Source organism: Mycobacterium sp. NGS59 (assembly GCF_059812345.1).
In genome coordinates this window covers 14,200-26,153 of the sequence record NZ_JCALCN010000029.1, presented here as the reverse complement: position 1 = coordinate 26,153, position 11,954 = coordinate 14,200, and the positions used below count along the sequence as shown (strand labels likewise).

The window sequence follows — 11,954 nt, the reverse complement described above, 5'->3', positions numbered from 1 at the left end:
CGATTCATCATCAATACTGATCAATCGTGAACCTGCAGCAACTGCGCTATGCCGTGGCACTTGCCGAAACGAAGAGTTTCACCCGGGCGGCCGAAGGCATGTTCGTGGTTCAGTCCGCACTGAGCCAGCAGGTGCGTCGTCTCGAATCGGAACTCGGCGTGCAGTTGTTCGAGCGGACGACGCGCACGGTGACCCTCACCCCGGCCGGCGAATCACTGATGCCGCTGCTGAATCAGGTGGTGGCCGGTATCGAGCAGATCAAGTTCGACGCGCAAGCGCTCAGCGGCACGGTCGCCGGCCGCCTCACGATCGGCATGATGGAAGTCCCGTCGGAGAGCCTGGACGTGGCGGCCCTGATGGCGAATTTCCACGCCCGCTATCCCGACGTCAGCGTGACCCTGCGCAGCGGTGGCAGCGACGTCCTGATCAAGTCGGCCGGCGAACGACGACTCGATGCGGCCATCGTGGGCTCCAACGTGTCCCGGGCCGGTGACCAACTCGTCTTCACCCGGTTGTTCAGCGAATCGTTGGTGGCCGTCATGCCGGCCGATCACCGCCTGACCCGCCACACCTCGGTGTCGGTCACCGAGCTGGCCGAGCTCCCCTTCATCGACTTTCCGTCCGGATACGGCCTGCGTCACGAGACAGACCGCGGCTTCGCCGGTGTGCCCCGGCGGGTTGCTTTCGAAGTCACCCGGGTGGACGAGGTCATTCACTTCGTGCGCAGGAACCTCGGGGTGGCGCTGTTGCCCGAGTCGGTCGCCAGAAACCGCGCTGACTCCGACTCGACCCTCGCCCTGCGCTCGGTGGCCGGAGCCGATATGCACCGCCAGGTCCACCTCGTGACCACCCGCCCACAACTACGGTCGGTAGCGTGTCAGGCCTTCATCGACTGCGTAGCGGATCATTTGCGGCATACCGGGGACGGCCGCCGCTAGCGAACGGCGCACTCAATTGCGATGTGCGCGTAGTTGATACAGCCCATGGGTGGTGGCGACCACGGTTCCGGCCGCATCGGTGACCACCGCGTCCAGTGTGTAATCCGCCTTGCCCTGCGCGGCGGCCTCCGCCTCGACGCGGGCGATCGTCTCGTCGTCCATCGCCGTCTCGGCGCGCAACTCGGTTGTGGCTCGGCCGACGAAGGCGATGTCGACGCTCTTCACCAGCGGAAAATACTTGCCGGAGTCGAACGTCGCCAACGCGATGATGCCGCCCAGGATCTCGGCGACGGTGAACTGCACGCCGGCATAGACGACACCGAAATGGTTGCCGTTGCCCTCCACCGGAACGCTGGCGGCGGCAAATCCCCGTCGCGCTTCCAGCACCCGCACCCCCATGCGGGCAGCGGCCGGGATGGTCGATGCCATACCGGCATTCATCATTTCGACGAACTCGTCAGCCACGTCGTCGATCGTCGCACACGGGCGCGACGGCGACGGCTGCCGGTCCGGCCGGTCCGGTCAGCAGAGTCGATGGTGGTGACACCCGTTACCACCGAGACGTTTGGCCTGGTACATCGCCGCGTCGGAGGCGGTGATCAACTGGTCCAGCAACTCTTGATGCTCGCTGGGCGGAGCGTCGTCGAGCAAAATACATGCGGTGCCGATGCTGGCCGTGACCCCCGCGGTCGACGTCCCGATGGCCTTACACATCTGGCTGGCCAACGACTCGGCGTTGCAGTGCCCCGCGGTGCCTGCCACCAGGAACTCCTCGCCGCCACTTCGCGCCACCACCGTCTGGTCGTCGGCCGCGGCCAGCAACACTTGCGCGACCTGGACCAGCGCGTTGTCGCCGGCCGCGTGCCCGCGCCGGTCGTTGAGGCTCTTGAAGTTGTCCAGGTCGATGACCAACACCACCAGGTGCTCGTCGATGCCGCGCCGCGCGAGCATCATGCCCAGGGCATGGTGCTGGAACGCTCGTCTGTTGAGCAGACCCGTCAGCGGGTCACGGTCCGCACGCAGCAAATCCCCCGCCAGGGCGCGGACCAGAATCCGGATAGCCAGTGGCAACGCGATGTTGACTTCCAGCACCAGCCACAGGTCCACCCCCGCGAGGTAGGGATGCCCGGAGGCGGCCAGGCGGGCGGCCTGGAACGACGCCACGCCCGCGGCGATCGCGAAGTTGTACAGCACGAAAGCCGTCGTGTGGAAGAACGCGATGTATGCGCCGAAGGTGGCGAAGGCGATGCACCCGATCAATGCGGCGAGCGGATTGGGGTGGGCCAGACAGGCCAGGGCAACCGCGGTGTTGCACATCACCGCGAAGGCGATCGACAGGCCGCGGGTGGGCCAGCGCCAGACCCACAGCAAAGCACCCGCGACTCCGCCGGCGACAGCGATCCCGGTCATCGCGACGGGGACCGCCCCCCGAGGTCCGTCCGAGCCGGCCAGCAGCGCGATCAGGCACAACACCATCGACGACGCGATGAACGCCATCAGGGCGCGGGTGGCGCCGCTCAGGCCCCGGGCCGCCAGGTAGCCGGACAGCCAGTCGAACTGGTCGCCCCGACGCCACCGGCTGAATGCCGCAGTTCCTGTTGCCTTAATTGCTTCCACCGAGATCGAAGTCGGGCCTGCGGCCCCGATGTACGGCTGCGCCGACATCGTCGAAAAAGATTATGGCTGATGCGTGGGTTTAGCTCGGCCGGGTGGTACGGCAACGCCGGCTGGTTGCAGGAGATTTCATCTGCCGCGGTGGGGCGGTGCGATGTAATGCATGCAAACAGTGGTCCCTTCGGGACGGACTTTGATGGTGCACTGCTCCGACAGTGCCTGCATCAAGGTGATCCCGCGGGAGGCTCGGGGGTCGACTCGCGACCGTGACGCGGGCCGGCGCCAGGTGCCGCGGTCGCTGACGCATATGTGCAGACTCCGCGCGGTCCGGTCGTAGCTGACCTGCAGTTCCATCGGTCCGACCCCGTCTTGCGCGCGGTAGGCGTGTTCGACGCAGTTCGCCAGGGCCTCGTTGACGCTCAGCACGATGTCACCGACCTCTGGGGAGTCGTCCACCACCTCCTGCAGCCACCTCTGCAAATCGCGGCGGAACCTGCCCGCCGTCGAGGCGTCAGCAGCACCGGCCGAACTCATCTCGCAGACCTGGCCGACGGCCGTCCGTGACAACGAATTCATAAGTGGGGCATACCCCGTCGGCCGTGAACCTGAAACCCACGACGGGTCTCGCGGCCGCTACGAATGGATGTCGTTACAGCGGCGCGACCCGGTCGGTCCACGGGGCCGCCTGCTCGAGTTGGGCGGCCAGCTGGATCAGGAGCGATTCGCCGCCCAGGGGCGCCACGAACTGCACACCGAGCGGCAGGCCGTCGGCGGTCCAGTGCAGCGGGAGTGAGATCGCCGGTCGGCCGGTGAGATTCGCCAGCTGCGTGTACGGCACCCAGCCGAGGTTCTTGTCCACCATGTCGTCGACGATGTTGGTGTAGCGCAGCAACCGGGCGCTGCGCGTCTTGATCAGGGCGTCGGCGCCGCGCTGCAGGACGACCGGTAAGTCGAACTCGCCGATCTGTGGCGGCGGCGTCGCCAACGTAGGCGTGAGCAGCAGGTCGTAGGAGTCGAAGAACTCGCTCAACCGGCGGACGTGGTCGTGGCGCCGTTGCACCGCGTCCACGTAGTCGACGCTGCGGGTCGCTCGACCGAGCGCAGCCATGATCAGGGTGTCGCGCTCGAACGACTCGTCCCCGGCGCCGGTCAAGCGCTTGGCATCGTCGACTTCCCACGCGATGTTGACGAACCAGGTGAGCAGGAACTCGCGCGCCAGCGCGGCGTCGTCGTAGGGGGCCCGCGGCAGTTCGTCGACGAAGTGGCCGAGGCCGGTCAGCGTCCGCACCGCGCCTTCGACGGCCGCGAACGCTTCGGGATGCGGCTGGGGCTTGATCGCCGACGGCACCCGGACTCCGATGCGCAGCTTGCCGGGATCCGATCCCACGCACTCGGCAAAAGGCGCCGCGGGCATCGCGGGCAGGTACGGCCCCACCGGCTCGCCGCCGCTGATGACGTCCAGCATGGCGGCGGTGTCACGCACCGTGCGCGACACCACGCCCTGGACCGCCGCGCCGTGCATGAATTCGCTCGCCGCAGGTCCCACCGGGGTGAGCCCGCGACCCGGCTTCAGCCCGACCAGTCCACAGCATGCCGCTGGGATGCGGATGGAACCGCCACCGTCATTAGCGCCTGCGCACGGCACGATGCCCGCGGCCACCGCCGCCGCCGATCCGCCCGAGGAGCCGCCCGGCGTACGGTCCAGGTCCCAGGGGTTGCGTGCCGGCCCCCAGGCGACGGACTCGGTGATCGCCTTCGCACCGAACTCGGGCAGGTTGGTCTTGCCGAAGATCACCAACCCGGCGTCTATCCAGCGCTGCACCACGGTGGCGTGCTCGGCGGCCGGGGTGGACATCAGCGAGCGGGACCCTTGCGAGGTGGGCAGCCCCGCATAGTCCTGCGAGATGTCCTTGATCAGGAACGGGACACCGGCGAACGGGCCGCTGCGCCGGTCGGTGGGCGAGGCGGGGATGTCGCGCACGATGGCGTTGATCCGCGGGTTCACCACCGCCGCGCGGTCTCTGGCCAGCGTGAGCAACTCGGCGGCGGTGACCTGCCCATCGGCGACGAGCTTCGCCAGGCCGGTGGCGTCGTAGGTGCGGTACTCGTCGAAGTCCATGACCTGACCGTAGGTGTCGCCGGCGTCGCTATCCAGGTTCACCCGTTTCGGAATCCGCGGTTCTGGCGATCCTGGCGGGAACATGGTGAGGATTCTCGAGGAGGTTTCGCGTGGACCAGCACACCGACGGCGACCCGGCGCCGGTGCCCAAGGACGCCAGGGAGACGACCGAAGCGCAGCGTGCGGAAGAGGCGCAGCTGGAGCATGCCGGCGGCGAGGACCCCGACGCGCCGGGACTGCAGCAGTCTGCCGACCGGATCGCAGACGAGAGCCGACGGTAGCGGCCGCCCGGTGCTGCGGACGGGGCTACCCGCCTTGACGTCGGCTGCGTATGCCCATCGAGTCCGACACCAGCCCGCCTGGCATCACCCATTGCTGCGGCTCGCGCCGGATGAACTGGGCCATCGCGTCGGCGATGCGCTGCGAGGTCGCCGCCACCAGCTCCCGCAACCGGGGGTCGTCGCGGGCGTACGGGCCGCCGGCGAAGATCGGCTGACCCAGCACCGGCTCGCGCAGATGTCCCTTCTGCAGGACCGTGCCGGGCACGATCGCCGCGCCGGTCCGCAAGGCCAGTAACGCCGGTCCGGCGCCGATCGTGCGCCGGGTCCCGGCCAGTTCGACTTCGACCCCTTTGCTGGTCTCGTCGCGGGAGCGGAAATAGTCCCCGGCGATCACCACGACCCGGCCGCGCCGGATCGCGGCTTCCAGTTCGGCGGTGAGACTTTCGCCCTTCTCGCGGTCGACGACCACCAGTTCCAGGCCGGCCTTGTGCGCGCCGCGGGTGATCACCCACTGCATCAACCCCACCTGCCGGTTGGCCACGACGGTCACCGGCACACCGTTGATCGCCAGCACGACCGGCAACGCCGCGTAGGAACCCAGGTGCGGGAAAGCAACGATCACCCCGACATTTGTCTGCCGCCCCACCTCGAGCGCGACGGCAATGGGTCCCGGGTCCGCCAAATGGAAGCGCCGCAGCACAGCGGCGTGGGATGCGGTGACGAACCAGATTCCGTCGCTGGCGTTGCGGACCACCGCGCGGTACATCGCCTGGACGGGCCGCCACTTCCGTGACGAGAGCTGCGCTGTCGGGTCGACGTTGTCGCGAAAGTCCTGCAGCACCTGCTGGTGCAGGCCGTGGCCCTTCCAATAGATGAGGCGGGCCGCCACGGTGGACACCGCATCCGACAGCCAGCCCGGCAGCAGTCGGTAGCAGGTCGAGACCAGCAGCGTCAGTTGCCTGCCGACCAACGAGACCCGTTGCCGGCGGCTAGGTTCTGACATCCGGCCGGTCCAGTCCTAGGTCCTCGTCAGTTCCGCGTACCGCGCGACGTGCTGGTCGGTGGTTCCGAACTCGTACTGAATCGCGGTGAGCCGCTTGAAGTAATGGCCGATCGCCAGCTCTTCGGTCATCCCCATCCCGCCGTGCAGCTGCACGGCCTGCTGACCGATGAACCGCGCGGCGCGGCCGACGGTGGCTTTGGCGGCCGACACCGCGCGGGCGCGCGTCGGCTCGTCTTCGTCGAGTTTGAGGATCGCCAGATACACCGCGGCGACCGACTGTTCGAGTTCCATGTACATGTCCACCATGCGGTGCTGCAGCACTTGGAAGCTGCCGATCGGCTGACCGAACTGCTGGCGCTGCTTGCAGTATTCGACGGTGTCCGCCAACACTTTCCGCATGAGGCCGACGGCCTCGGAGCAGATCGCCGCGGCGCCTTCGTCGCGCGCGCGACGCAGCGACGGCCCCGCCCCACCCGGCTCGCCGAGTAACGCCTCCGGGCCGAGCCGCACGTTGTCGAACGTGATGTCGGCGGCCCGCCGGTCGTCGATGGTGCGATAGGGGTGCATCTCGAGGCCCGCTGCGTCGATCTCGGTGAGCAACAACGAGATTCCGTCTTCGGTGTCCGCGGTGACCAACAGGTGGGTGGCCAGCGGCGCGCCCACCGCCATCATCTTCTGACCGTTCAGCACCCAGCCGTCGCCGTCGCGTTCGGCTCGCGTCGAGACGTCCTGCCGGTGATCGGCGGACACCGGTTCGGCATCGGCCAAGGCCACCAGCGCCGAACCGTCGATGATCTTCTCCAACAACGCGGTCGCGGCCGGACCACCGGCACGGTGCAACAGTCCGCCCGCCACCACCACGGTGTCGACGTACGGTTCGATCACCAGCGCATGCCCCAGCTGCTCGGTGATGACCATGAGTTCGGTTGGGCCGCCGCCGATTCCACCGACTTCTTCCGGGAATGTGGCACCGAGGATGCCCAGCTCGGTCGCGAACCCGCGCCAGATGTCCGGCTGCCAGCCGGCACCGGTCTTGGCGGCCGCACGGCTCTTGTCCAGGTCGTAGCGGACGGACAGGAACTTGCCCAGCCCGTCCCGTAGCAGTTCTTGCTCTTCGGTGAGATTGAAGTCCATCTACAGCCCCAGTGCCGCCTTGGCGAGGATATTGCGTTGAATCTCGTTGCTGCCGGCGTAGATTGAGCCGGCCCGGTCGTTGAAGTAGCGCAGTGGCGCCACCGCCTGCCACGGCTCACCGGCGGCGTATCCGTCCGCGGGCGGCACGAATTCGGCGATCCGGCCTCCGGGTGCGGTCACGTGCGGCTGGTAGGCGCGGCCCCACGGTCCGGCCGCCTCCAGTGCCAGTTCGGTGAGGGCCTGGCTGAGTTCGGTGCCCAGGATCTTCAGCATCGACGACGCCGCACCGGGATTGCGGCCCTGCGCCACCGCGGCCAGCACTCGATACTCCAGGATCTCCAACACCTCGGCCCGGATTCGCGCGTCGGCCAACTTATTTGCGAAGGCCGGATCGTCGGCCAGCGCTCCGCCGGCCGGCCCGGGCTGGCGTTGGGCTGCCGTGCCGATCTCCTCCGCCATCACCTGCAGGCCCGGCGCCACCGCGCCGCCACCGCGCTCGAACTCCAACAGGTACTTGGCGACCGTCCAGCCCTGGTCGATCTCGCCGAGCACGTTGGACTTGGGCACCCGCACCTCGTCGAAGAACACCTGGTTCTGTACCTCTTCTCCCGACGTCATCACCAGGGGCCGAATCTCGATCCCTGGCGAGGTCATGTCGATGAGGACGAAGGTGATGCCCTGTTGCTTCTTCTGGGAGCGGGTCGTGCGCACCAGGGCGAACATCCAATTCGCTTCTGTGGCATGGGTTGTCCAGATCTTGCTGCCGGTGCACACCAGGTCGTCGCCGTCGGAGGTGGCGGCCATCGTCAGTGCGGCGAGGTCGGATCCGGCCTCCGGCTCGGAGTAGCCCTGGCAGAAGAACACCTCGCCGGTCAGGATCCGCGGCAGGAAATAGTCCTTCTGCGCGTCGGTGCCGTAGCGGATGATCGCGTGGGCGACCATCCGAATCCCCATCGGCGACAAGGACGGGGCGCCCGCCAGCATCGATTCCCGGGTGAAGATGTAGTGCTGGGTCAGGCTCCAGTCGCAACCGCCGTGTTCGACCGGCCAGGCCGGTGCCGCCCAGCCGCGCTCGTGCAGAATCGCCTGCCACGCCATGCTCGCCTCGTGGTCGGCGTACACACTGGTCATCAGCCGCCCGGCGCGCCGCAGCTCGGGAGTGAGCTTCTGGGTCAGGAAATCCCGGACCTCATCACGGAAGTCCAGCTCGTCCTTCGACCACTGCAAATCCATGGGTTACCGGCCTAGCGTCGTCGCAAGCGAATTGTCGGCGCGAGTCTAGCCCAGCTCGCGGATCAGCCGGCACCCTTGCCGTTGTCGACTCGATAGACCGCGCCGTGGACGGCCGCGGCGTCGTCGCTGGCGAGGAAGGCGATCACGCGGGCGACGTCATCGGGCTGCATCATCCCGCGGGGCGCGGCCGAACGCATGATCAGGTCGTAGTTCGGGTCCTCGGGCGCACTGAATCGCTCGATCTGCGGGGTCATCATGCCGCCGGGGCATACGGCGTTGACGCGCAACCGATCCGCGGTGTACTCGACGGCCAGCGCCCGGGTCAGACCGATCAATCCGTGTTTGGCCGAGCAGTAACCGGCGGAATAGGCCTGGCCTTCGACGCCGGCTATGGAGGCCACGTTGACGATATTGCCGCCGCGGGCCAGCAGGTGTGGCAGCGCGGCCCGGCACAGGTAGAACGGGCCGTTCAGGTTGACCGCGAGGTCTTGGGCCCAGTCGTCGTCGCTCATCGACTCGGTGCGGCGCATCTGGTGCCGGCCGGCGACGTTGACCAGCACGTCGAGTCCGCCGAATTCCGCGACGCATTGTTCGACGGCCCCGCGGCAGGCCTGCGGTTCGGTCACGTCGACGACGGCGTACGCGCCTGCGTCGGCGAACACCTCGCTGAGCCGGTCTTCGTCACGCGCAATGCCGAAAACCTTTGCGCCGCGCCGGGAGAAGAGCCGCGCCGTTTCCGCACCCAACCCGGACGACGCGCCGGTCACCAACACGATCTTGTTTTCGAACGATGTCATGAATTGCCTTTCGACGTAGCTTGCGGTGAGACGAACGGAACCAGCACATCGTCGACGAGGCGGACGATCAACTCGTCGTCGATCGGGTCCCCGGTCACCAGCAGACGGTGCCACAGCACGCTCTGACCGAGCTCGCGGGCAATCTCGACGGGCACGTCGGCGCGCACGTCGCCGCGGGCGATCCCGCGGGCCAACAGCTCGCTCATCTCCTTCTTGCGCCAGCCGATCACGTCGGTGCGGAAGGCCTCGGCGAGTTCGGCATCGTGTGTCGTCGCACCGATCGCGGCCCGGATGACGCCGGCACGCGGACCGGTGAACAGCTGTGCCCACCCGCGCAGGATCGCCAGCATGTCCTGCCGGTAACTGCCGGTGTCCTCGTGCGGGATCGCGGTGACGGCGATGCGCAGCAGGGTGTCGCGCACCAGCGCCCGACCGTCCGGCCAGCGGCGGTAGAGCACCGGCTTGCTGGTGCCGGCGGCCGCGGCGACAGCTTCCATCGTGACGCCCGCCGCACCGTGCTCGGCGACGAGTGAGGCGTGATTCACGCAGTCGGCGAGAAGACGACCGGCATCGATTCCAGGCCGCTGACGAAGTTGGCCGGGCGCAGCGGCAGCTCGGCGCCGTCGGCCAGGGTCAAGTCCGGCATCCGCCGCAACACCGTGCCCACCATGGTGGACAGTTCCAGCCGGGCGAGCTGGTTACCCAGACAGAAGTGGGTCCCGAAGCCGAATGCCAAGTGGTTGTTGGGGTTTCGGCGGATGTCGAACTCCTCGGAATCGGTGAACACCGCCTCGTCGAAGTTGGCCGACTCGAACAGCAGCATGATCTTCTCCCCGGCATGAAGATCGGTGCCGTGAAAGACGTTGTCGGCGGTCAAGGTTCGGCACATGTTCTTCACCGGTGACGTCCAGCGCAGCATCTCCTCGATCGCCGAGCCGAGCAGATCCGGCTCGGCACGCAGCGCCGCCCACTGCTCGGGCCGCTGGATCAGGGCGGCGACCCCACCGGACAGGGTGTGCCGGGTGGTCTCGTCACCCCCGATGAGAATGAGCAGGGTCTCAGCGGTGATCTCGTCGTCGGACAGCCGGCGCCCATCGATCTCGGCTGCCACCAGAACACTGACCAAATCGTCGCCGGGATTTCTGCGGCGCTGCCCGATCAGGTCCTGCATGTGCTGGTTGTAGGCGCCCAGGGACGCCATCGATCGTGTCAGCAGTTCGGGGGAAGCCGTGGAGCTCAGCGCGACGACCATGTCGTCGGACCACGCCAGGAACATGTCGCGCTCCTCGGGCAGTACACCGAGCATGTCGCCGATCACCGCCATCGGCAGCGGCGCGGCGATGTCGGCCACGAAATCGCACTCACCTCGTTCGCAGACCGCGTCGACCAGCGCCTCACACAGCGAACGAATCGAATCTGCATGTGCAGCAACACGTTTGCGGGTGAAGCCGGTGTTGACGAGTTTGCGTCGCAGCAAATGGGCGGGGTCGTCCATGTCGATCATGTGCAGCAGCGGCGGAGTGGCGGGCCGGATGCCGCCGGCATTGGAGAACAGGCCCGGATCTCGTTCCGCATCGATCACAGCCCGGTAGCTGGCGGCGGCGGCGAGCCCGTTGCGATCCCGGAAGACCGGCCGGTGGGTGCGCATCCAGCGGTAGGCCGCGTGCGCCTCGCCGCTCGAATAGAACCGCCCGTCGGTGAGGTCGACGTCGGGCGGTGTCAACACTGTCTGCTTACTGGCCGGCGTTTTGACCCAGCTCGATGGCGTAGGAACTCACGAAACGTCCGGCCGACGGCCCGCCGTTGCAGGATCCGTCGGACTCTCCCGGCCGCTTGATCCAGAGATAAGCATCGGCGTGCCCGCCGGCGGTGGCCGTGGTGGGCGGGGTGCCCAGCGCCCGGCCACTGGGGTTGCACCAGCTCAGCGCGGAGTCGGGTGCGGGTCCGGCACCGTTGCGTCCGGTGTCGATCACGTAGTGCGCGCCGCCCGTCATCCCGGAAATGGCTTCGCCGTAGCCGGTTTCTTCATCGGTGGTGAAGAAGTTGGACACGTTCAGGCTGAAGCCGCGCGCGTGGCCGACGCCCGCGGCGTTGAGCCGGTTGGCCATTTCCTCCGCGCTCACCCAGCGCGAGTGCCCGCCGTCGACGTACACGGCGGCGTTCGGATCACGGGTCAGCGTGTCGACGGCGTAACGGACCAGGTTGTAGCGCTCTTGGCGCTGGTCACCGGACAGGCAGTCCGCCATGGCGAGCGCGTCGGGTTCGACGATGATCGCCACCGGCGAGGCGCCGAGGCCAGAGGAGATCGAGTCGATCCACGCGCTGTAGTCCGCTCCCGAGGAGAAGCCGCCGGAGGCGTAGCTGCCGCAGTCGCGGTGCGGGATTCCGTACAGGGTGATGATCGGCATGCTCCCGGCGGCCTGCGCCGCACCGACGTAACTGGCGACCCGGCCGCCGACGGAGCCGGCCGGAAACGCCTGGTCGAGCCAGTACGACTGGGGGGTGTTGGCGATGGCGGTCAGCTGGGCGCTGGGTGGATTGGCCCCGCGCGCGGCGTTCATCGCCGCCGAACCCGGGTCGACATAGAAGGGCTGCCCGGCCAACGGGTTGCCCGCGTCGACCAGACGCATCGCTGGGGCGGAACCGCTCGGGGTAGCCGTGAAAGCTCCCGCGGCAACGGCCGCCACGGCCAGGCAAGGGACGATCGATCGCGCGACTGCACCAGCAGCTGAGAACATCACGAAAGCAAAATAGTGCCGAACCGTGATAATCGCCAGCGAATCGAGGTTCTAGCAGCCGTGCCCCTCACATCGCCGAGGTCGGGTACGACCATCG

At 67.8% G+C, this 11,954-nt stretch carries 13 protein-coding genes; 2 read left to right on the top strand and 11 right to left on the bottom strand.

Annotated elements, in window-relative coordinates; translation table 11 throughout:
* The first annotated feature begins 26 nt into the window (after window positions 1–26).
* Complete coding sequence (locus tag AC5Y46_RS22945) at window positions 27–938, top strand: LysR family transcriptional regulator (RefSeq protein WP_499993235.1); 912 nt, start codon at window positions 27–29, stop codon at window positions 936–938.
* A 12-nt stretch (window positions 939–950) separates the two neighbouring features.
* On the opposite strand, the gene AC5Y46_RS22940 is transcribed toward AC5Y46_RS22945, so the two are convergent.
* The 4 genes from AC5Y46_RS22940 to AC5Y46_RS22925 form a co-directional block, all read right to left on the bottom strand.
* Window positions 951–1,403: a YiiD C-terminal domain-containing protein gene (locus AC5Y46_RS22940; RefSeq protein ID WP_499943715.1), complete on the bottom strand. Its 453-nt coding sequence runs from the start codon at window positions 1,401–1,403 to the stop codon at window positions 951–953.
* 57 nt (window positions 1,404–1,460) lie between these two features.
* Window positions 1,461–2,603, bottom strand: a complete 1,143-nt coding sequence (locus tag AC5Y46_RS22935; RefSeq protein ID WP_499993234.1) for a GGDEF domain-containing protein — start codon at window positions 2,601–2,603, stop codon at window positions 1,461–1,463.
* A 78-nt stretch (window positions 2,604–2,681) separates the two neighbouring features.
* Window positions 2,682–3,128, bottom strand: a complete 447-nt coding sequence (locus AC5Y46_RS22930; RefSeq protein WP_499993232.1) for an ATP-binding protein — start codon at window positions 3,126–3,128, stop codon at window positions 2,682–2,684.
* Between the two features lie 73 nt (window positions 3,129–3,201).
* Window positions 3,202–4,671 carry an amidase gene (locus AC5Y46_RS22925; protein WP_499993262.1) on the bottom strand — a complete coding sequence of 490 codons (1,470 nt, stop codon included), beginning with the start codon at window positions 4,669–4,671 and terminating at the stop codon, window positions 3,202–3,204.
* A 110-nt stretch (window positions 4,672–4,781) separates the two neighbouring features.
* Here AC5Y46_RS22925 and AC5Y46_RS22920 point away from each other — a divergent pair, with 110 nt between their 5' ends.
* Complete coding sequence (locus AC5Y46_RS22920) at window positions 4,782–4,952, top strand: hypothetical protein (protein WP_499993231.1); 171 nt, start codon at window positions 4,782–4,784, stop codon at window positions 4,950–4,952.
* Between the two features lie 25 nt (window positions 4,953–4,977).
* Here AC5Y46_RS22920 and AC5Y46_RS22915 read toward each other — a convergent pair whose 3' ends face one another.
* The 7 genes from AC5Y46_RS22915 to AC5Y46_RS22885 form a co-directional block, all read right to left on the bottom strand.
* The gene (locus AC5Y46_RS22915; RefSeq protein WP_499993230.1) at window positions 4,978–5,955 is read right to left on the bottom strand and encodes a lysophospholipid acyltransferase family protein; all 978 of its coding nucleotides are present in this window, start codon (window positions 5,953–5,955) and stop codon (window positions 4,978–4,980) included.
* A gap of 15 nt (window positions 5,956–5,970) precedes the next feature.
* Complete coding sequence (locus tag AC5Y46_RS22910) at window positions 5,971–7,089, bottom strand: acyl-CoA dehydrogenase family protein (RefSeq protein ID WP_499943709.1); 1,119 nt, start codon at window positions 7,087–7,089, stop codon at window positions 5,971–5,973.
* On the bottom strand, window positions 7,090–8,322 hold the full coding sequence (locus tag AC5Y46_RS22905; RefSeq protein ID WP_499943708.1) for an acyl-CoA dehydrogenase family protein: 1,233 nt from the start codon (window positions 8,320–8,322) through the stop codon (window positions 7,090–7,092).
* A gap of 62 nt (window positions 8,323–8,384) precedes the next feature.
* Window positions 8,385–9,119 carry an SDR family NAD(P)-dependent oxidoreductase gene (locus AC5Y46_RS22900; protein ID WP_499993227.1) on the bottom strand — a complete coding sequence of 245 codons (735 nt, stop codon included), beginning with the start codon at window positions 9,117–9,119 and terminating at the stop codon, window positions 8,385–8,387.
* Window positions 9,116–9,664: a TetR/AcrR family transcriptional regulator gene (locus tag AC5Y46_RS22895; RefSeq protein ID WP_499943706.1), complete on the bottom strand. Its 549-nt coding sequence runs from the start codon at window positions 9,662–9,664 to the stop codon at window positions 9,116–9,118. The genes AC5Y46_RS22900 and AC5Y46_RS22895 overlap by 4 nt, the downstream gene beginning before the upstream one ends.
* A complete protein-coding gene (locus AC5Y46_RS22890; protein ID WP_499943705.1) occupies window positions 9,661–10,845 on the bottom strand; it encodes a cytochrome P450 in 1,185 nt (394 codons plus the stop codon). The genes AC5Y46_RS22895 and AC5Y46_RS22890 overlap by 4 nt, the downstream gene beginning before the upstream one ends.
* A gap of 7 nt (window positions 10,846–10,852) precedes the next feature.
* Window positions 10,853–11,857, bottom strand: a complete 1,005-nt coding sequence (locus AC5Y46_RS22885) for a glycoside hydrolase family 6 protein (RefSeq protein ID WP_499943704.1) — start codon at window positions 11,855–11,857, stop codon at window positions 10,853–10,855.
* Between the last annotated feature and the right edge of the window lie 97 nt (window positions 11,858–11,954).

Excerpts from the sequence above, each read along its gene's own strand:
- AC5Y46_RS22935 (WP_499993234.1), bottom strand. The coding sequence starts at position 2,603 with ATGTCGGCGCAGCCGTACATCGGGGCCGCAGGCCCGACTTCGATCTCG.
- AC5Y46_RS22930 (WP_499993232.1), bottom strand. The coding sequence starts at position 3,128 with ATGAATTCGTTGTCACGGACGGCCGTCGGCCAGGTCTGCGAGATGAGT.
- AC5Y46_RS22925 (WP_499993262.1), bottom strand. The coding sequence starts at position 4,671 with ATGGACTTCGACGAGTACCGCACCTACGACGCCACCGGCCTGGCGAAG.
- AC5Y46_RS22915 (WP_499993230.1), bottom strand. The coding sequence starts at position 5,955 with ATGTCAGAACCTAGCCGCCGGCAACGGGTCTCGTTGGTCGGCAGGCAA.
- AC5Y46_RS22910 (WP_499943709.1), bottom strand. The coding sequence starts at position 7,089 with ATGGACTTCAATCTCACCGAAGAGCAAGAACTGCTACGGGACGGGCTG.
- AC5Y46_RS22905 (WP_499943708.1), bottom strand. The coding sequence starts at position 8,322 with ATGGATTTGCAGTGGTCGAAGGACGAGCTGGACTTCCGTGATGAGGTC.
- AC5Y46_RS22900 (WP_499993227.1), bottom strand. The coding sequence starts at position 9,119 with ATGACATCGTTCGAAAACAAGATCGTGTTGGTGACCGGCGCGTCGTCC.
- AC5Y46_RS22885 (WP_499943704.1), bottom strand. The coding sequence starts at position 11,857 with ATGTTCTCAGCTGCTGGTGCAGTCGCGCGATCGATCGTCCCTTGCCTG.